The organism is Actinophytocola gossypii (assembly GCF_025165815.1).
Taxonomy (GTDB): Bacteria; Actinomycetota; Actinomycetes; order Mycobacteriales; family Pseudonocardiaceae; genus Actinophytocola; species Actinophytocola gossypii.
Genome location: NZ_JAFFZE010000025.1, coordinates 81,454 through 99,566 on the forward strand (window position 1 = coordinate 81,454; position 18,113 = coordinate 99,566).

At 72.1% G+C, this 18,113-nt stretch carries 17 protein-coding genes, 1 pseudogene and 1 riboswitch; of the genes and pseudogenes, 9 read left to right on the top strand and 9 right to left on the bottom strand.

Features of this window, described 5'->3' with window-relative positions:
* Positions 1-40: 40 nt before the first annotated feature.
* On the bottom strand, positions 41-865 hold the full coding sequence (locus tag JT362_RS30705) for an SDR family oxidoreductase (protein ID WP_260195342.1): 825 nt from the start codon (positions 863-865) through the stop codon (positions 41-43).
* Between the two features lie 94 nt (positions 866-959).
* On the opposite strand from JT362_RS30705, the pseudogene JT362_RS35680 reads away from it, so the two are divergent.
* The 3 genes and pseudogenes from JT362_RS35680 to JT362_RS30715 form a co-directional block, all read left to right on the top strand.
* Positions 960-1,130 (top strand): annotated as a pseudogene (locus JT362_RS35680) (helix-turn-helix transcriptional regulator); the annotation flags it as partial.
* A 76-nt stretch (positions 1,131-1,206) separates the two neighbouring features.
* Positions 1,207-1,932: a helix-turn-helix transcriptional regulator gene (locus JT362_RS30710; RefSeq protein ID WP_260195343.1), complete on the top strand. Its 726-nt coding sequence runs from the start codon at positions 1,207-1,209 to the stop codon at positions 1,930-1,932.
* A gap of 50 nt (positions 1,933-1,982) precedes the next feature.
* Complete coding sequence (locus tag JT362_RS30715; protein ID WP_260195344.1) at positions 1,983-2,414, top strand: hypothetical protein; 432 nt, start codon at positions 1,983-1,985, stop codon at positions 2,412-2,414.
* A gap of 86 nt (positions 2,415-2,500) precedes the next feature.
* Here JT362_RS30715 and JT362_RS30720 read toward each other — a convergent pair whose 3' ends face one another.
* The 4 genes from JT362_RS30720 to JT362_RS30735 form a co-directional block, all read right to left on the bottom strand.
* On the bottom strand, positions 2,501-2,674 hold the full coding sequence (locus JT362_RS30720; RefSeq protein ID WP_260195345.1) for a hypothetical protein: 174 nt from the start codon (positions 2,672-2,674) through the stop codon (positions 2,501-2,503).
* 120 nt (positions 2,675-2,794) lie between these two features.
* Positions 2,795-3,013: a hypothetical protein gene (locus JT362_RS30725; RefSeq protein ID WP_260195346.1), complete on the bottom strand. Its 219-nt coding sequence runs from the start codon at positions 3,011-3,013 to the stop codon at positions 2,795-2,797.
* 68 nt (positions 3,014-3,081) lie between these two features.
* Complete coding sequence (locus JT362_RS30730; protein ID WP_260195347.1) at positions 3,082-3,807, bottom strand: NIPSNAP family protein; 726 nt, start codon at positions 3,805-3,807, stop codon at positions 3,082-3,084.
* A gap of 67 nt (positions 3,808-3,874) precedes the next feature.
* Positions 3,875-5,863 (bottom strand): hypothetical protein, encoded by a 1,989-nt coding sequence (locus JT362_RS30735; protein WP_260195348.1) that lies wholly within the window; start codon positions 5,861-5,863, stop codon positions 3,875-3,877.
* 110 nt (positions 5,864-5,973) lie between these two features.
* On the opposite strand from JT362_RS30735, the gene JT362_RS30740 reads away from it, so the two are divergent.
* The 3 genes from JT362_RS30740 (at position 5,974) to JT362_RS30750 (ending at position 9,599) form a co-directional block, all read left to right on the top strand.
* Positions 5,974-6,402 carry a hypothetical protein gene (locus JT362_RS30740; protein ID WP_260195349.1) on the top strand — a complete coding sequence of 143 codons (429 nt, stop codon included), beginning with the start codon at positions 5,974-5,976 and terminating at the stop codon, positions 6,400-6,402.
* Between the two features lie 27 nt (positions 6,403-6,429).
* Complete coding sequence (locus JT362_RS30745; protein ID WP_260195350.1) at positions 6,430-8,058, top strand: alkaline phosphatase D family protein; 1,629 nt, start codon at positions 6,430-6,432, stop codon at positions 8,056-8,058.
* A gap of 392 nt (positions 8,059-8,450) precedes the next feature.
* Positions 8,451-9,599, top strand: coding sequence for an alkaline phosphatase PhoX (locus JT362_RS30750; RefSeq protein WP_260195351.1), 1,149 nt, complete (start codon positions 8,451-8,453; stop codon positions 9,597-9,599).
* On the opposite strand, the gene JT362_RS30755 is transcribed toward JT362_RS30750, so the two are convergent.
* A complete protein-coding gene (locus JT362_RS30755; RefSeq protein ID WP_260195352.1) occupies positions 9,600-9,893 on the bottom strand; it encodes a 4a-hydroxytetrahydrobiopterin dehydratase in 294 nt (97 codons plus the stop codon).
* 45 nt (positions 9,894-9,938) lie between these two features.
* A riboswitch (TPP riboswitch) is annotated at positions 9,939-10,051 on the top strand.
* Here JT362_RS30755 and JT362_RS30760 point away from each other — a divergent pair.
* From JT362_RS30760 to JT362_RS30770, 3 genes are all read left to right on the top strand, one after another.
* Positions 10,046-11,080 (top strand): thiamine ABC transporter substrate-binding protein, encoded by a 1,035-nt coding sequence (locus tag JT362_RS30760; protein WP_260195353.1) that lies wholly within the window; start codon positions 10,046-10,048, stop codon positions 11,078-11,080. It overlaps the preceding riboswitch by 6 nt.
* Positions 11,056-12,660: an ABC transporter permease gene (locus tag JT362_RS30765; RefSeq protein ID WP_375546583.1), complete on the top strand. Its 1,605-nt coding sequence runs from the start codon at positions 11,056-11,058 to the stop codon at positions 12,658-12,660. The genes JT362_RS30760 and JT362_RS30765 overlap by 25 nt, the downstream gene beginning before the upstream one ends.
* Complete coding sequence (locus tag JT362_RS30770) at positions 12,660-13,658, top strand: ABC transporter ATP-binding protein (protein WP_260195354.1); 999 nt, start codon at positions 12,660-12,662, stop codon at positions 13,656-13,658. Before JT362_RS30765 ends, JT362_RS30770 begins: the two co-directional genes overlap by 1 nt.
* 59 nt (positions 13,659-13,717) lie before the next feature.
* Here JT362_RS30770 and JT362_RS30775 read toward each other — a convergent pair whose 3' ends face one another.
* From JT362_RS30775 to JT362_RS30785, 3 genes are all read right to left on the bottom strand, one after another.
* Positions 13,718-14,596 (bottom strand): ABC transporter permease, encoded by an 879-nt coding sequence (locus tag JT362_RS30775; protein WP_260195355.1) that lies wholly within the window; start codon positions 14,594-14,596, stop codon positions 13,718-13,720.
* 10 nt (positions 14,597-14,606) lie between these two features.
* Positions 14,607-15,617, bottom strand: coding sequence for an ABC transporter ATP-binding protein (locus tag JT362_RS30780; protein ID WP_260195430.1), 1,011 nt, complete (start codon positions 15,615-15,617; stop codon positions 14,607-14,609).
* A 1,329-nt stretch (positions 15,618-16,946) separates the two neighbouring features.
* The gene (locus tag JT362_RS30785) at positions 16,947-18,080 is read right to left on the bottom strand and encodes a LolA family protein (RefSeq protein WP_260195356.1); all 1,134 of its coding nucleotides are present in this window, start codon (positions 18,078-18,080) and stop codon (positions 16,947-16,949) included.
* Positions 18,081-18,113: the final 33 nt, after the last annotated feature.

An 18,113-nucleotide genomic window follows, 5' to 3' on the forward strand; every position in this document is an offset into this window, starting at 1 on the left:
CGACGGCGACGTGGTCGAGTTCCGCTTCAACGTCTGACGCTCATGGCACGCCGCGGAACCGGTCGGCGTTCTCCTCGGCCCAGAGCGCGAAGGTCCGGGCGGGACGTCCCGTGACGTCTTCGACCGTGGGCAGGACGACCCCGGCGACCCCGGGTGGGCTGGTCGCGAGCTGGATGCCGAACTCCACGTAGTCGTCGTCGTATCCGTAGCCGCGCAGCCTGGCGCGTTCGCCTTCCTCGTCGAGCTGGACGAAGGTGATGTCCTGGCCGGTGGCCTCGGCGAGGATCCGGGTTCGCTCCTCGGGGGTCAGCGCTTCCGGGCCGCTCAGCGGGTAGTTCCGGCCGCCGTGTCCGTCCTCGGTCAGCGCGCGGACGGCGACGGCGGCGATGTCGGCCTCGTGCACGACGGCGCTGGGGTAGTCGGCGAGCATCGAGACGGTGCGGTTGGCGCGGATCTCGTCCGCCCACTCGAGGGCGTTGCCCATGAACTCCTTGGGTTGCACGATCGTCCAGTCGAGGTCGCCCGCGGCGAGGGCGCTCTCGACGCTGGTCGGGGACCAGCCGCCGAGCACGGTCGCGCGCCGGGCACCGCTGCGTTCGGCGAGGGCGACGAGGTCCGAGCCGTTGGTCAGGTCGTCCTGACCGTCGCCGGCGAAGGTGATCAGGTGGACGGCCTCGACGCCGTGGAAGGCGTCCTCGAGCGTGCCGGCGTCGCTCAGGTCGCCGGCGACCGCTTCGACTCCGGGCGGCAACGCGGCCTTCGCCGGATCGCGGGTGAGGGCGCGAACCTCGTGACCCGCGTCCTGGAGCTGGGCGACGATGTGCCGGCCGACGTTGCCGGTGGCTCCGGTGACGAGAATGCGCATGATCAGCGGTCCTTTGTTCCTGTTTCGGTGGTACGTCCCATCGTCACCGGGCTTGTGGACAGGATGTGGCCACAAGTCGAGCTAGGCTCCCGGGGTGTCCACGAGCACCCGAGCGCTCGAACTCCTCGGCCTGCTGCAGCGCCGGCGCCACTGGCCCGGCGACGAACTCGCCCGCCGGCTCGGTGTCAGCCGGCGCACGCTCCGGCGCGACGTCGACAACCTCCAGGAACTCGGGTACCCGATCACCACGACGAGGGGAACCGGCGGGGGCTACCAGCTCAGCCCTGGCGCGTCGCTTCCGCCGCTGGTGCTCGACGAGGACGAGGCCGCCGCGGTGGGTCATGGGGCTCAAGGAGATCGCCTCCGGCCTCCACCCGACGTCGGCGGACGCCGCGGTCAGCGCGATGGCGAAGATCGTGCAGGTGCTTCCCGTGCGCATCCGCCGCCGCATCGACAGCCTGCGAGGTGTGACCACGCCTCGGGCGGAGCGACAGCGGACGGGCATCACCGATGTCGCGACGTTGACGACCGTCGCACTGGCCTGCCGCGACAACGAGACGCTGCGGTTGACCTACCGGACGCGGGACGGTCGGGCCGCCGAGCGGACCGTCCACCCGCACCGGACGGTCGGCGTGGACCACCGCCTGTACCTGATCGCCTGGGATCAGGACAGAGCGGACTGGCGCGTCTTTCGCATCGACCGGATCGACAACCCGATCCGGAGCGGCCGGAGGTTCGCGCCGCGGGAGCTTCCGCACCCCGATCCGGTCGAGTACGTGCGTGCTCGGATCAGGTCGATGCCAGCGAGATATCCGGTCCGCGCGACGGTTCAGGCACCGGCCGAACGGGTCGAGCGGGAGGTCGGGCGGTACGGGACCGTGGAGCGCATCGACGACACGTCCTGCGCGGTGTACATCCCGGCGGCCGCTCTCGACTGGGCCACGTTCTGCCTGGGAGCCGTCGAAGCCCCCTTCGTCGTCCACGGCCCGCCCGAAGCCGTCGACTACGTGCGCGGCTGGGGAGAACGACTCCTCGCCGCCACGGAGAGCGGAACCTCCTGTCCCTGATCGGGCAACAGTTCTTCGCACCGCGAGCGGTCGGTTGCATGATGGCGGCCATGGAACACGCTCAGCCGAACCCGAGGGCCAGGATCCACGCGCTGGGTCTACCGGAGACCGTCGCCCGGGTGGCCGTCGACGGCGGCGACGCGGTTCATCCGGCCCTCTCGTACCGGGCGGAGCCGATCGGGGATCCGGCGTGGTCGGTCATCACGGAATCCGGGCGGACCGACCTCACTCCGCTCTGGGCATGTGGAACGACGACCGCGTTCGCCTGCGACGACGGCACGTTCCTCGAATGGGATGCCGAGGAGGACGAACCGTGGCGGACCTTTCCGGACTTCGAGGGGCTCGTGCGGTCCCTGCTCACCGACCTGTACGAGGACGAGGAGCCTGAGGCGGCCCGACAGGAGATCGCTCGAGCCCTGTTGCCCGGCCGCCCGACGGATCGGGTGCTCCGGCCTGAGGACCGCGACGCCTCGGAAGCATGAGGCTGGTCGGGCCAGGGCCGTGCTTCCGCGGGGTGTCGTCCTGGTTCGGCAGGCGCACGCCCTTCCTCAACACGCTCCGGGTGCGTTCAGCGCCACCCCTCGGCGGGTGTGTCGCAGGCGGGCACCACGTGGAGGTCGCCCCGGCGCGGCGTGCGCTCGGTGGCGGTACCGGTGATCACGCGCAGCTCGTAGCGGCGCTGGAAGTGCGCCACGCTACCCCACACGCGCGTACGCCACTCGACCGCTCGCTCCGCGCCCATTCGGCTCTCCCGGGTCGGCGTGCCGCCTTCTGGACACGCCAGCTCACCTTTTCTACCGGAAAGCACGACGACAAGAGAATCCACCGAACGGACGTACGCCGAATTCGCAAATTGCGGTTTTCATCTCGCCGCTCGGGCCGTCTCCGGCGGCGTGCGGTCCATCCCCGCGGCCACCAGCGCCGCCGCCCGGATCGCCTCGTGCAACTGCCAGATCGACTGCGGGGGCAGGTAGAAGCCCTCGCCGGGCGGCGGGAGCACGGCCACTCGCCCATCCGACACCGTGACCACCAGGCTGCGCTGGCGATCCAACCCGTCCACGACCGGAACGTCCCAAATCATCTGCGGCTCCACCGGGCCCACCTCCGATGCACTTGGCACGGGGGTCGCGTCGAAGGGCCTTCGCGTTACTACCGCACCAGCGAACGACCGGTGGGGTTCAGGTGCAGCTGCTCCGGCGGACGGGCCAGGTGCTTGGTGAGCAGCGGCAACAGGTCGTGCGTCCACCTCGTGGAGCGGCCGAGCAGGCGGACGTGCTCCAGGTGCGCGTCCTGGTCGGCGAACGCGGCCACCCAGGCGAACACGTTCTCCCCGGTCCGCACCGGCAGCGCCGGGAAGTTGTTCTCCGCCGGCTCGGTACGCAGGCACGCCAGCGGCTCGGCGCCCGTCTCGGCCAGCAGCGGGCGGACGTCGTCGAGGAAGAACTCGGCGAAACCGTCGGCCGACCCGTTGCCCGGTGGCAGGTGGTACAGGGTCACCGTCACCAGCGAGCCGGGTGGCTCGGCGCCGGCCGGTGGGCGGGTGCCGGCGGCGAGGTCGAAGCCGGAGTCCGGGGCGGCCGGTCGGAGCAGGAGCACGTCGTCGGAGTCGGCCATCGTGGCGTTGGCCGCGTCGCGGTGCGCGGCCCAGACCGGGCCGCCGTAGAAGGCGGCCAGCGCTTCCGCCCGCGCCGGCAGGTCGGCGAAACCGCGCAGCCACACGAACCGTTCCTCGTCGTCGAGGTCGCGGAACTGGCCGTACAGGCTGATCCCCAGTTCCTCCTGGCTCTCCACGAACTCCCGGTCGAACAACTCGATCAGCTCCTCGCGCCGACCGGGGTGCAGGGTGTACTGCCGGAGCTCGAGAACCTCGGTCATCGCGGCGCCGCTCCTTCTGCGGGGGGAGACTCGGGCGAGCGACACCCTATTGGGGCACGCCCACAACTCAGCCCCGGGGGATCGCCACGCAGGGCGCTCGGCCGCACGTGTCGATCACCTCCCCGGTGGCGAGGAAGTGTGCCGCCTGCGCCCGGGCCGCGGGGGTGTTCCCGGGGTCGCCGTGCGGGTCATGACCGGCGGTCGGCGGCACGTTGCCCAGTGGCGGCGCCGGCGTTCCGGAGTCCCACACCACCAGCGCCGAGCCCCGGTACGGGAACCTCGGCACCGCCCGCAGACCCCACTGCGGCTCGACGGCCGGGTCGCGGCCGGGCGCGAGCGTCGGGCGGACCACCCGGACCCCGAGCGTGCGCGCCTCGGTCTCGGTGGCCACGTTCGCCACCTGGTGGTCGCCGAACGCCAGGTGCAGCAGCACCCGCTTGGCCGGGGTGCGCGGCAGCGGGTCGCGGGTGACGTGCCGGACGTAGCCGTTGCCCTCGCCCCGGTCCCACAGCATCTGCATCAGCGCGAACGCCACCTGCTGGTCGAGCCGGTCCGGGTAGGCCTGGTCCAGGATCGGCTGCAGGGCCGCGAACGGCGACGCGCGGTTGAGCATCGTGGAGAAGTTCGTCGCCGGCACGACCAGCACCGAGCGGGTGAAGTCCTGCGCGAGCGCGGTCAGCGCGGTGCCCTGGATGCCGCCGAGGCTCGCGCCGGCGTAGCCGAGCCCGGCCCGGACGTCGATCAGCGGGCGCCCGTCGACCCGGAACTCCGGCAGCGCGGCCAGCCCGCCCGGGTGGATCATCGCCCGGCCGAGGAACAGCATGTTCAGATACGCCTGCTGCATCCGGTCCGGGGTCGCGGGGAACGCCGACAGGTCACCGAGCGTGGTGACCAGGAACGGCACGTCCTCGCGCGACATGCCGAGCCAGCTCGCCCCGCACGGCATCGAGTTGCTCTCGTTGGCCGTGGCACCGAGCCCGTTCACCGCGGTGTGGTCGCCGAACAGCCCGTGCCCCCACAGCAGCGGTTTCGCCGCGCCCTCGGCGAACGCGCTGCGCGGGACGTTGCACTGGAAGGTCGCCCGGTACACCCCGTCGGCCTCGGGTCTGCCGTCCGGCCCGTACGCCAGCCGCGAGCCGGGACCGCCGGCCGGCGTGTCCAGGTACTTCGGCACCTCGATCGTGCCGACGACCTTGCGCGCGAACGACGGGTCCTGCTCCGGGGTCGGGTTCTCGACACCGGTCACGGTGACCTTCGGTGCCGCCCGCCCCAGGTCGGCGAACGCCTCGTCGCGCAGGTGCAGCGCGCGTTCGGTCAGGCTCCTGGTGCTGGCCACGGTGAAGTCCCAGGCCAGGTACAGGTCGTGCGGGCGGACGCCGGAGCGCCACAGCTGGATCATGGCCGGGCGCAGCTGGAACCACCTGGCCCGCAGCGCCGGATCGCGTGGCGGCAGCCAGCGCAGCATCCGCTCGAACGCCGGTCCGGCCGGGATCTCCCGGCCCTCGGCGTCGCGGAGGTCGCGCAGGGCGACGATGTAGCGGTGGCCCTCGACCAGGTTCCGCGCCGGGCGGATGATCATGGCCTGGCGGTCCGGGTCGGTGGCGCGCGAGTCCAGCTCCACCCAGTACGGGTGCCGGCGGCCGGTGGTCGCGTCCAGCAGCACGACCGGGGCGTCGCGGCGCAGCGACGCGCCGATGTCCGTGATCGGCGCCACTCCGGTCTCGGCCAGGTCGACCCCCGGCACGGCCGCGAGCAGCATGGATCCGGGTGAGAACCCGTCGTTGCGGTTCCACTCCGCCGGGTCGATCGGCACCCCGCCGACGTTGCGCGGCATCATCTCGGGGGCCAGACTCACCCGGCGACCGGTCGGCGTGGACCGGTCGGGGACCGTGAAGAAGTCGTTCGGGAACGGCAGCAGGCAGGCCGCCGGGTCGATCGGGTCACATCGGGGCGTGGATCGTGGCGGTGCCGCGGCAGCGCTCGGCACGATGACGACGAGCGAGGCGACGAGCGCCATGACCAGCGCCGTGAGGACTGGCAACACCGACCGCTTCATGACCGCTCCCAGCTGGACGACCGGACCAACGCAGAACGTGGCACGCGGTGACCCAAGCCGCTAGCGCCGAACGGGCGAAGAAGCGGGCGGAGAAGTCGAAGGAGCCCTGTGTGACCGAACAGCTCGACCGGCTGCTCGACGAGGTGGCCGAGCACGGCTGGGACCTGAACAAGCCGGCCGCGCCGAACGCGCTGGCCCGCGCAGGCACGTGGTTCCGTACGCGTACCGGGGTGGCCCTGCCCGCCGGGCACCGCGACCTGCTCGCCCGCACCGACGGCCTGGACTTCAACGGCGCGGTGCTCTACGCCACCCAGGACGGCCGCACGACCGGCGGCCTGTTCGTCGCCGGGCTCGCCGAGTCCAACGAGCGGCTGGCCGACAGCGGCGGCACCTGGATCGGTGAGGCCAACGGCGACCTGTTCGGCCTGGCCGCGGGCGCGTGGGTGGTCGCGGACAAGGTCTCCCGCCAGGTGTTCTCCCAGTACGAGGACTGCACCGCCCTGCTCGCCCACGTCCTGCGCAAGTACCTCGACGCGTGATCACTCGTCTGTGAAGGAGCTGGTTCCATGCCGGAGCTGATACTCGGGCCCATGCTCAGACACGTCGGCACGAGGTCCGCGACCGTGTGGGTGGAGACCGACCGGCCGTGCACGGTGCGGGTGGCGGACGCGTCCGCGCACACGTTCACCGTCGCCGGGCACCACTACGCGCTCGTGCCGGTCACCGGGCTCGAACCGGGCACCAGCACCCCGTACGAGGTGTCGCTCGACGACGAGACGGTGTGGCCGGTGCCCGGATTTCCGCCGAGCCGGATCCGCACGTTCCCCGAGGGCGGCGACCCGAGGTTCCTGATGCTGTTCGGCTCCTGTCGGATGCCGGACACCGACGACCCGGCCGAGCAGCGCAAGATGGGCACCGACGCGCTCGCCGCGTACGCACGACGGATGTTCGACGAGGACGAGCGCGAGTGGCCGGACTCGCTGCTGCTGGTCGGTGACCAGGTGTACGCCGACGACACCAGCAAGGCCACCCGCGAGTGGATCGCCAGGCGACGGGACCTGAAGCAGGCGCCCGGGCACGAGGTGACCGACTTCGAGGAGTACACCCGGCTTTACCACGAGTCGTGGTCGGCGCCGCTGTTCCGCTGGCTGACCTCGACCGTGCCGACGTCGATGATCTTCGACGACCACGACGTCCGCGACGACTGGAACACCTCCCAGACCTGGCGCGACGAGATGGCGGCGACCGACTGGTGGCAGGACCGCGAGCGGGGCGCGCTGGCGACGTACTGGATCTACCAGCACATCGGCAACCTCGCCCCGGCCGAGCTGGCCGAGGAGGAGATCTACGACAAGGTGCTGGCGGTCGGCCGGGACGGCGACGCGGCGGAGGTGCTGCGTGACTTCGCCGACCGGGCGACCAAGGAGGTCAACGGCCGCAAGGGCACCCGGTGGAGCTACCGGCGCGACTTCGGCAACGTGCGGCTGCTGGTGATCGACACCCGCTCGGGCCGGATCCTCAGCGGCGGCGCGCGCTCGATGGTCAGCGACAGCGAGTTCGAGTGGATCGAGCAGCACGCGGACGGGAACTACGACCATTTGTTGATCGGTTCGTCCCTGCCGTGGCTGATGCCGCACGCGATCAGCCACATCCAGTCGATGAACGAGGTGGCGTGCCGGCGGCCGGGGTGGCGGGGGCGGCTGGCGGAGAAGTTCCGGCAGGCCAGCGATCTGGAGCACTGGCCTGCGTTCCGGGCGTCGTCAGACCGGTTGTCGCGGCTGATCCTGCGCATCGCCCAGGGCAACGCGGCGACGGTGTGCGTGCTGTCGGGGGATGTGCATCATGTGTACGCGGCGCGGGCGAGCTTCCCGGAGAAGGTGAACGCGGCCGTGTTCCAGCTGACGTGCTCGCCGGTGCACAACAAGGTGCAGCGGGTGCTGCGGCCGTTCTTCACGCTGGCGTGGTGGAAGCCGCTGGCGGCGGTGTTCCGGTGGCTGATGCTCCGCTCACCGCACATCGACCCGATGCCGGTGGACTGGGCGAAGGTGTCCGGACCGTACTTCGGCAACGCGATCGCGGCATTGCGCACGAACGGCAGACACGCGGAGATGGTGGTCGAACGCGCCGAGGGCGGCCGAGACGCGCCCCGCCTCGAACCACTGACAACGGTAGTGCTCACCGCCTCCGAGGACTGACCAGCACTTTCTCGGCTCGCGCGCACACGTCAAGGACATCCCCCGCCTGCGGCGCGCCACCGCTTGGTCAACCGATGACCCACACCCACCCGACGAGCCGCTTCCCGAAACCCCACACCCGCATCCACCAGCGCAAAGCGCACAACTGTCGTGCTACGGGTTCCGAGGACTGACCAGCACTTTCTCGCCTCGCGCGTACACGTCAAGGGCATCCCCCGCCCTCTCCGGGGGCACCCCTCAGGGCCATCCTATCGGTTGTTGGGGTGGGAAAGGGCTGGTCGGCGTGGGCTGTGGACAACTCGGGGCACGGATGGCGCGAGTGGGCGCTGCTCCGTTCGTACTACGTCGATGGTCGCTGTTCGCTGCCGAGTGGTCGCGTTACGTTGCTGGGTATGGAGCGACGGAGCTTTCTTCGGGTGTCCGTGGTCGGGACCGCGGCGGCGGCGTTCGGTGGGGCCTCCTGGCTGAACGCGTTCTCGGCGGCGGCCGACCCGGGTGACGGGCCGTACGGGCCGCTGCTTCCGGCGGACGGCAACGGGCTCCGCCTTCCCGATGGCTTCACCGGGCGGATCGTCGCCGAGAGTGGGCGGCGGGTGGGGGCCTCGGACTACGTCTGGCATCCGGCGCCGGACGGCGGTGCGTGCTTCGCGGCGGCCGACGGGGGCGGTTGGGTTTACGTGTCCAACAGCGAGGTTCCCTCGACCGGCGGCGTGGGGGCGATACGGTTCGCCGGCGATGGGTCCGTTGTGGACGCCTACCGGATCCTGGACGGCACCGACGTGAACTGTGCGGGGGGCGCCACGCCGTGGGGGACCTGGCTGTCCTGTGAAGAGGTCGACCGGGGCGAGGTGTACGAGACCGATCCGTTCGGGGTCGCCGATCCGATCGTGCGGCCCGCCATGGGGGTGTTCAAGCACGAGGCGTGCGCGGTGGACGCCGACCGGCGGGTCGTGTACCTCACCGAGGACGTGCCGGACGGGGGGTTCTATCGGTTCACTCCGTCGAACTGGCCGGATCTGTCGGCCGGGACGTTGGAGATCCTGATCGGCGAGCCGGGCCAGACCAGCGGAGCGGTCACCTGGGCCCGGGTGCCCGACCCGTCCGCGGCCGACGAGGACACCCGGCACCAGGTCGACGGCGCGAAGCCGTTCGACGGCGGTGAGGGCTGCTACTACGCCGCCGGCACGTGCTGGTTCACCACCAAGGGTGACAACCGGGTCTGGGCCTACGACGCGGACGCCGGCACCATCGGCCTCACCTACGACGACGACAGCCCGCTGGCCGGCGTGGACAACGTGACCGGCGCGGCCAGTGGCGACCTGTTCGTCGCCGAGGACGGTGACAACCTGGAGATCTGCCTGATCACGCCGGACGGGATCGTGGCGCCGTTCGTGCGGGTCGAGGGGCACGAGAACTCCGAGATCACCGGGCCGGCATTCAGCCCGGACGGCACGCGGCTGTACTTCTCGTCCCAGCGCGGCCCGTCCGGGCAGTCCGAGGACGGGGTCACGTTCGAGGTGCGCGGGCCCTTCCGGACCTGACTACGCGAGCGCCTCGAGCACACCGTCGATCTGCTCGGCCAGGGTCACGTCGTTCTGCGTCACGCCGCCGGCGGAATGAGTCGTGCAGCGGAACGTGAGGGTGCGCCAGCGGATGTCGATGTCCGGGTGGTGATCGCTGTTCTCGGCGATCTCGGCCACCCGGTTCACGACCTGGATGGCCTCCGGGAAACTGCCCAGCTCGACGGTCCGCTCGAACGAGCCGTCGGTCAGGTGCCAGCGCCGGAGGCGACCGAGCGCCTTTCCCTTGTCTTCGTCGGTGAGGAGTTCAGGCATGCCTCCATGGTGACGCGTGCACCTCCGCGACGCACCGGTAAGGTGGCTGTTCACCACGGGAGTCCGGTGCCGCGCCGGGCTGAGAGGAGGGCGCGCAGCCCTCGACCGTCGAACCTGATCCGGGTCATGCCGGCGCAGGGAGGAGGAGTGTCATGCGGAAACCGCTGCTCGGGGCCGTCCTGGTCGCTTCGCTCACCGCCTGCACGCTGTCCTCGGGCGAACCGGAGGAGGACGGCGAGCGCCGCGTGGTGCTGGTCACCCACGACTCGTTCGCGATGAGCGAGGACGTGCTCACCGCCTTCCGCGAGGAGTCCGGCATCACCATCGACGTGCGCAAGCTCGGTGACGCGGGCGCGCTCACCAACCAGCTGGTGCTCACCAAGGACAGCCCGGTCGGCGACCTCGCCTACGGCATCGACACGACGTTCGCGTCCCGGGCGCTCGACGAGGACGTGTTCGAGGCCTATCGCAGCCCGGCCGCCGCCGAGGGCCCGCAGCGGTACGCGGTCGACGACACGGACCGGCTGACCGCGGTCGACGTCGGCGACGTGTGCGTCAACATCGACCCGGCCGCGCTGGCCGCGAAGGGCGTGCCCGAGCCGGCCAACTACGCCGACCTCACCCGCGCCGAGTACCAGAACATGCTGGTGGTCGAGGACCCGGCGACGTCCTCCCCCGGCCTGGCGTTCCTGCTCGGCACGATCGCCTCGCTCGGCGACGGGTGGCGGGAGTACTGGATGGCGCTGCGCGGCCGCGGCGTGCAGGTGGTCTCCGGCTGGGAGGAGGCCTACACCCAGGAGTTCTCCGGCTCGTCCGGCGAGGGCCCCCGGCCGATCGTGGTGTCCTACGCCTCGTCGCCGGCCGCGGAGGTCGCCGAGGACGGCACGCCGACGACGAAGGCCGCGCTGGACACCTGCTTCCGGCAGGTCGAGTACGCCGGCGTGCTGCGCGGCGCGGCGAACACCGAGGACGCCCGCGCGGTGCTCGACTTCCTGCTGTCGCCGGAGTTCCAGTCGCAGGTGCCGGAGCAGATGTACGTGTACCCGAGCCGCGCCGACGTGGAGCTGCCGGAGACGTGGCAGGCGGCGGCGCCGCTGCCGGAGTCGCCCGCCGAGATGGACCCGGCGACGATCGCGGAGAACCGGGAGCGGTGGATCGACGAGTGGCGCGCACTCGTTCAGGGCTGAGCCCGCGGTCCGGGCCGCTGCTGGTCGCGCTGGTCCCGCTGGGGTTCCTCGCGGTCTTCTTCGTGTGGCCGGTGGTCGCGATCGTGCGGCTGGGGTTCGGCGAGGGCGGCGTGCTCGCGGTCCTCGGGTCGGCGGACACCTGGCAGCTGGTGGCGTTCACCGTCGGGCAGGCCGCGGCGTCGACCGCGTTGGCGGTGCTGGCCGGGCTGCCGGTGGCCTACCTGCTGGCGCGCACCTCGGTGCCGGGCCGGGGTCTCGTGCGGGTGGTGATCCTGGTCCCGTTCGTGCTGCCGACCGTGGTGGTGGGGCTCGCGTTCCGGACGCTGCTGCCCGACGGCGGGGTGCTGGCGATCGTGCTGGCCAACAGCTTCTTCAACGTGGCGGTGGTGGCGCGCACGGTCGCCGGGCTGTGGTCGCACCTGGACGGCCGGGCGGCGGACGCGGCCCGGTCGCTGGGTGCGTCGCCGCTGCGGGCGTTCACGTCGGTCACACTGCCCGCGCTGGCGCCGGCCCTGACGTCGGCCGCGGCGGTGGTGTTCCTGTTCTGCGCCACCAGTTTCGGCGTGGTGCTGATCCTCGGCGGGTCCCGGTACCGGACGCTGGAGACGGAGATCTACCTGCGCACGGTGGAACTGCTCGATCTGTCCGGCGCGGCGGCGTTGTCGCTGGTGCAGCTGGTCGCGGTGGTGGCGGCGCTGTCGGTGGGGGCGCTGGCGCGGCGGCGGCGGGAATCGGCGCTGCGGCTGCGGGGCCGGGCGAGCGTGGCGCGGCGGCCGCGCGGGGCGCTGTCCTGGACGGTGGTCGGGGTCGCGCTCGCGGTGGTGACGCTGCTGCTGGTGCCGGTCGTGGTGCTGGTGGCGCGGTCGTTCGACGGCGGGCTCGCCGGGTACCGGGCGCTGGCCGGGTTCGGGCACGAGGAGTCGCTGCAGGTGTCCGGTTGGGAGGCGGCGGCGAACTCGCTGCGCGCGGCGACGGACGCGACGGTGCTGGCGGTGGTGCTGGGGACGCTGGCGAGCGTGGTGCTGGTGTCGCTGTCGCGCGGGCGGACGCGGCGGGGCGTGGTGGAGACGATGGACACGGTGCTGATGCTGCCGCTCGGGGTGTCGGCGGTGACGGTCGGCTTCGGGTACCTGGTGACGTTGGACCTGCTGCCCGGCGACCTGCGGACGTCGCCGGCGCTGGTGCCGTTGGCGCAGGCGCTGGTGGTGACGCCGCTGGTGATCCGGATGCTGCTGCCGGTGCTGCGGTCGATCGACACGCGGCTGCGCCAGGCGGCGGCGTCGTTGGGCGCGTCGCCGTGGCGGGTGTGGCGGGAGGTCGACGTGCCGGTGGCCGGCCGGTCGCTGCTGACCGCGGTCGCGTTCGGGTACGTGGTGGCGCTGGGCGAGTTCGGCGCGACGAGCTTCCTGGCCCGGCCGGACACGGCGACGCTGCCGGTGGCGGTGGCGCGACTGCTGGCGCGGCCAGGGGAGCTGAACAACCAGATGGCGTACGCGGCGTGCGCGCTGCTGGTGGCGGTGACGGTGGCCGCGGTGGCGATGGTGGAGTCGGTGGGTCGGTCGAGAGTCGTGGAGTTCTGATGGCACTGACGGTTTCCGGCCTGACCGTCCACTACGGAACCGTGGCCGCGGTGTCCGATGTGGACCTTGCGGTGGCCGACGGTGAGGTGCTGGCGCTGCTGGGGCCGTCCGGGTGCGGGAAGTCGACGCTGCTGCGGGCGGTGGCGGGGCTGGAACCGGCGTCCGGTCGGGTGTGCTGGGACGACGTGGATCTGGCCGGTGTTCCGGTGCACCGGCGCGGGTTCGGGTTGGTGTTCCAGGACGGGCAGCTGTTTCCGCACCGGGACGTGGTCGGCAACGTGGAGTTCGGACTCCGGATGCGGGGCGAGCCTCGGACGGACCGGGTGGCGGAGCTGCTGGAGCTGGTCGGGCTCACCGGGTACGAGCGGCGGCGGGTGCACGAGCTGTCCGGCGGCGAGCAGCAACGGGTCGCACTGGCGAGGGCGCTGGCTCCCCGGCCGCGGCTGTTGTTGTTGGACGAGCCGCTGTCGGCGCTGGACCGGGCGCTGCGCGAACAGCTGGCGATGGACCTGGCGCGGGTGCTGGAGACGACCGGCAGCACCGCGCTGGTGGTCACCCACGACCACGACGAGGCGTTCACCCTGGCCGACCGGGTGGCGGTGATGCGGGCGGGGCGGATCATCCAGGTCGGCGAGCCGGCGGAGGTGTGGCGCCGGCCGGTGGACGAGGACACCGCGCGGTTCCTGGGCTGCGGCGAGGTGCTGTCGGCGACCGTGGCGGGTGGGGTGGCTCGGTGCGCGCTGGGCGAGGTGCGCCTGCCGTGGGCGGCCGACGGGCGGGCGCGGCTGGGCCTGCGTCCGACGGCGTTGCGGCCCGCCGACGAGGGGGTGCCCGGCGAGGTGGTGCACCGGGTGCACCGTCGGGACCACGTGCGGCTTCGGGTGCGGGTGGACGGGCGCCTGGTGGACGCGGTGGCCGGGATGGGGGACGCGCCGCCGGTGGGCGCCGAGGTGCGCCTGGCGATGGACGAGGACGGGGTCGCCCTGCTGCCGGCGTGAGGTCCCGACCCGCTCCACGGGCCGGTATGCCGATCGTCGCCGGAACGCGGTGCCCGTGGTCAGCCGTCGCGGGTGGTGAGGCGGGCCAGGGCCAGGGAGTAGCCGATCAGGATGTAGCAGGTGGCGCGGAAGGCGTTCTCGACGAGGCCGTCGGCCGGGAGGGGGTCGCGGACGACATCGGCCATGTCGAGCCAGCCGTCGGTGAGCAGGACGGGGTGCAGCCAGGAGAGGGTGTCGATCCCGCCGAGGACGGTGAACAGGACGATGCCGCCGGTGGTCGCCGCCAGGACGATCAGCGGGTGGTCGGTGGTCGACGAGATCGCCAGGGCGATCGCGGCCACCGCCCACACCTGGATGGTGACCAGCAGCGTCAGCAGTGCGATCCGGCCGAGCGAGGCCGGGACCGACATGGTGGAGCCGGACAGCGTGAGCATGCCCTCGCCGCCGAGCAGCACGATGCCGGCGAGGATCGCGGTGACCGCCATGATCGTCACGGCGAGCAGGGACACCGCGGCGACGCCGAACGCCTTGACGGCCAGCAGGCGGGGTCGGCTCACCGGGGCCAGCAGCAGGTTGCGCAGGCCGCCGGTCGATGCCTCGCCGGCGAGGGCGTCGGCCGACCACATGGCACCGCACAGCGGCAGCATCATCGGCATCGCCAGCAGCAGGACGAAGATCGGCAGGATCAGCCCGTTGTCGGCCACCAGCATGGCGATGCCGGCGATGTCGTCCCGGCGGCCGCCGCTCATCGACCCGGCGGCGATGGCGACGCTGATGCCGGCGATCACCGGAGTGAACGCGAGCGCGGCCAGCGCCACGAGGGTGCGGGGGCGGCGCAGGATGAACCGGAGCTCGGAGCGGAGCACCCGGCCCAGCGGGGCGGTGGCGCGGGTGGTGGTCCGCACGTCGGACATCGCGGCCGTGGGCACCGTGGTCATCGTGTCGGGGTCATGTCGGGTCCTCGGTCGAGGGCTGGGGTTCGGCGACGTCGGACAGCCGGGCGGTGGTGTTCTCCGCCTCGGTGAGCCGGGCGAAGAGGTCCTCCAGGCCGGTGCGCTGCCGGCGGACCTCGTGCACGGCGACGCCCGACCGGACCAGGGTCGCGACGACCTCGGGGGCGGTGGTGGTGGTCAGGTCGACGTGCACGCCGTCCGGCGTGGCGCGGGCCGGCATCCGGTTGTCGCGCAGGGCGTCGACGGCGACCGGGACGTCCGGGGTGGACACCAGGAGGCCGGCGTTGCCCGCTTCCAGCAGTTCGCGGAGCTCGCCCTGGGCCACCAGCGACCCGCGATGCATGACGGCGACGTGCGTGCAGGTGGCCTCGACCTCGGCGAGCAGGTGGGAGGACACCAGGACGGTGGTGCCGGCGGCGTGCAGGTCGGCGATCACCGCACGGACCTCGCGGGTACCGGCCGGGTCGAGGCCGTTGGTCGGCTCGTCGAGGACCACCAGGCGGCGGGGCAGCAGCAGCGCGGCGGCCAGGCCGAGGCGCTGCTTCATGCCCAGCGAGTAGCCCCGGTACCGGCGGCCGGCCGCCGAGGCGAGGCCGACGCGTTCCAGGGCGTCGTTGACGGCGCGGGGGATGTCGGAGGTGACCATCCTCGGCTCGGCGGCGGCGCAGCGGAACAGGTTCTCCCGGCCGGAGAGGAACGGGTGGAAGCCAGGGCCCTCGACGAGTGCGCCCACCTCCGGCAGGGCCCAGTTCGCGCCGCCCGGCATGAGGTGGCCGAGCAGTTCGACCGAGCCCGCGGTCGGGGTCACCAGGCCGAGGAGCATCCGGATCGTGGTCGTCTTGCCGGAGCCGTTGGGCCCCAGCATGCCCAGCACCGCGCCGACCGGCACGTCCAGATCGACGTGATCCACGGCGACGGTCTTGCCGTAGACCTTGCGCAGACCACGGGTGCGGGCGGCCACGGGGTCGGCGCTGGTGTCGGTCCTCGGGGGGAAGTCGTCGAGCATCGTGGAGCTGTCGGGCTGGGCGATGTCCTTGCTCATCGGGCGCCTGCCGGGTGGTCGGCGGCCGTCCTACCGGGGTTCGTGCGGGTGCCGGCCAGGTCGGGAGTACCGGCGCCGTGCCGAGACGGCGCGGTTCGCTGGTTCATGCCGCACCTCCTGGTCTCGTGGTCCGCTCGCACCCGGCGAGCGCTCGGCGTCTGACGGTACGTCCTGCGCGGCGGCCGTCCGGAGGTGGATCGGGCGTGGGTCGGCAGGGCTCTTGCTGGTCGACCGGCGGCTCCGCCATCGGGGATCGTCTCACCCGTACGCCGCCGGTGCACAGGCGCTGGGTGGGTGGGGCCGGAGCATCGGCGACGGGCCGAGCTCGCTGTTGTGGCGGGGCTGGGGTGCTTTCTTTGTTCATCGATCGTGGCTGCGCGGGGTTGGTGCTCTTGGACGTGCGCGCTGTGGGTGGTTGGCCGGCAGGTCGGGGTGGCGGAGAGACGTCTGGCGCGTTGGGCTTGCTCGGACCTGCCTGTGGCTCGTAGGTCCGCGGAGGGCAGGTGGGCTGCTCGCTGCGGGCATGGGTTGAGCGCCAGGTTGAGCGCTGGCTCGGTGGGCCGAGCGCTGCGCGGTGGGCAGAGCACTGGGTCGGTGAGCTGAGCGCTGTCGATGAGCAGAGCACTGTCGATGAGCAGAGCACTGAGTCGGTGAACTGGCCGCTGCGCGGTAGGCAGAGCACTGAGTCGGTGAACTGGCCGCTGCGCGGTAGGCAGAGCACTGAGTCGGTGAACTGAGCACTGCGCGCCGAGCCGAGACTGGGCCGGTGAACTTGAGCACTGCGTCGTCGATAGAGCGCTGCACGCCGGGCTGAGCGCTGAGTCGGTGGGTAGGGCACTGAGTCGGTGGGCATAGCACCAGGTCGGTGGACATAGCACCAGGTCGGTCGGCAGAGCACTGGGTCGGTGGGCAGAGCACTGGGTCGGTGAACTGAGTGCTGCGCGGTGGCCAGAGCGCCGAGCGGTGGGCCGAGCGGTGGGCTGGGACGAGACGCCGCGGGAGCGGGTCGGGAGCTGGATGCGTGCCCGGGGCGGGCGATTCGCATCGGCGCGGGCGGGGAGTTGGTGCTGGTCGCCGACCAGCTCCCGAACTTGGACAGTTGGCTTGTCGTACCGACGGCCAGTCGCGATCGCGCGAGGTGTTGGTCGGGGCTGATGCGCATGTGCGTCTCCCCCTGCTCCCCTGCGTTTTCGCTCCCCCGCGTTCTCCCCGTGCTCGCTCGCGGTGGAGGACGCCTTTGCTTGGGCGGTGGCTGTCCCCGCCCGACCGGGCGGGGACAGCCGACCTGGGTGACTACTTCATCTGCTCGGCGGCTTCGATGACGACCTGCTCGGGGACGGCGCCGATGGCGACCTTGCCGTCCTCGGTGATGAGGGCGGTGCCGACGTTGGCGCTGATCACGTAGCCGGTGCCGAAGTCGCCGCTGACCTGCTTGCCGAGGGTGCCGAGGAGCTCGAGCGGGTTGTCCGAGCCGTTGGCGAAGCCGCCGCGCTCGCCACGGTCACCGCGGTCGCCTCGGTCACCGCCGGGGCGGGCCTCGTCGAAGGGCATGGTCAGCATGTCGTTCGGGATGGTGGCGGTGAGTACCGTGTCCCAGCCCTCGCCGTAGGTGTTCAGGTCGAGGTCGCCGAACAGGTCCTTCGGGGCCTGGCCGCGGAACTCCTCGTTCGGGTCCTGCTCGGTGACCGTCGCGCCCTCGGGCGGGGTGAACTGGAACAGGCTCGCGTCCTGCGGGCCGTCGGCGAACTCGGTGAAGCCGGCCTTGACGGCGGGCTCGGCCTGGCCGTTGGCCAGGACCTCGACCTGCAGCGGGACCCTGGTCTCGGAGTCGACCGACACCCGCACCTCGCGCAGCAAGGTGCGCTCGGTGGGCTTCGGGGTCAGGACCAGCTGGTACACCGGGCGGTCGGCAACCCTGGCGGTGCCGTCGACGTCGACCTCGCTGTCCTTCTGCATGGCGTCGACCAGCTCGCGGGCGGCGGTGGCCGGGTCGGCGAAGCGGCTCTCGAGCGGCTTCTCGTGCGCCTTGCCGTCGGCCCCGTGCGGAACCTTGGTGACGCTGCGCTCGGAGGAGTTCCACACCCAGACGGTCTTGCCGTCGTCGATCACCGTGGTCTCGGTGCCGCTGTCCGGCAGCTGGACGCGGTGCTTGCCCTCGCCGTCGGTGAAGACGCGGATCTCGGCACCGTCGGTGGAGCCCGGCATACCGGGGAGCGGCAGGCCGAGGTTGTTCTCGAGCGCGACCGACCCGGACAGCGCGGGGATCTCGGTGTTCAGCACGGACTCGACCAGGTCGTCGGGGCTGATCGCCGGCAGTTCGGGCGGCGCCTCCCCGGCGCCGGCCGGCGAGGCCAGCAGCACCAGCCCGGCCACGCCCGCGACGGTCCCGGCCGCCGCGAACGACAGCACGGTCTTCTTGGTCTCCATGTGGTACCCCTCGTTTCAGCTCCGTGTTTCTTC

Excerpts from the sequence above, each read along its gene's own strand:
- JT362_RS30755 (WP_260195352.1), bottom strand. The coding sequence starts at position 9,893 with ATGCCTGAACTCCTCACCGACGAAGACAAGGGAAAGGCGCTCGGTCGC.
- JT362_RS30785 (WP_260195356.1), bottom strand. The coding sequence starts at position 18,080 with ATGGAGACCAAGAAGACCGTGCTGTCGTTCGCGGCGGCCGGGACCGTC.
- JT362_RS30725 (WP_260195346.1), bottom strand. The coding sequence starts at position 3,013 with ATGATTTGGGACGTTCCGGTCGTGGACGGGTTGGATCGCCAGCGCAGC.
- JT362_RS30705 (WP_260195342.1), bottom strand. The coding sequence starts at position 865 with ATGCGCATTCTCGTCACCGGAGCCACCGGCAACGTCGGCCGGCACATC.
- JT362_RS30745 (WP_260195350.1), top strand. The coding sequence starts at position 6,430 with ATGCCGGAGCTGATACTCGGGCCCATGCTCAGACACGTCGGCACGAGG.
- JT362_RS30780 (WP_260195430.1), bottom strand. The coding sequence starts at position 15,617 with ATGCTCGACGACTTCCCCCCGAGGACCGACACCAGCGCCGACCCCGTG.
- JT362_RS30730 (WP_260195347.1), bottom strand. The coding sequence starts at position 3,807 with ATGACCGAGGTTCTCGAGCTCCGGCAGTACACCCTGCACCCCGGTCGG.
- JT362_RS30750 (WP_260195351.1), top strand. The coding sequence starts at position 8,451 with ATGGAGCGACGGAGCTTTCTTCGGGTGTCCGTGGTCGGGACCGCGGCG.
- JT362_RS30720 (WP_260195345.1), bottom strand. The coding sequence starts at position 2,674 with ATGGGCGCGGAGCGAGCGGTCGAGTGGCGTACGCGCGTGTGGGGTAGC.
- JT362_RS30760 (WP_260195353.1), top strand. The coding sequence starts at position 10,046 with ATGCGGAAACCGCTGCTCGGGGCCGTCCTGGTCGCTTCGCTCACCGCC.
- JT362_RS30770 (WP_260195354.1), top strand. The coding sequence starts at position 12,660 with ATGGCACTGACGGTTTCCGGCCTGACCGTCCACTACGGAACCGTGGCC.
- JT362_RS30710 (WP_260195343.1), top strand. The coding sequence starts at position 1,207 with ATGGGGCTCAAGGAGATCGCCTCCGGCCTCCACCCGACGTCGGCGGAC.
- JT362_RS30735 (WP_260195348.1), bottom strand. The coding sequence starts at position 5,863 with ATGAAGCGGTCGGTGTTGCCAGTCCTCACGGCGCTGGTCATGGCGCTC.
- JT362_RS30715 (WP_260195344.1), top strand. The coding sequence starts at position 1,983 with ATGGAACACGCTCAGCCGAACCCGAGGGCCAGGATCCACGCGCTGGGT.
- JT362_RS30775 (WP_260195355.1), bottom strand. The coding sequence starts at position 14,596 with ATGACCACGGTGCCCACGGCCGCGATGTCCGACGTGCGGACCACCACC.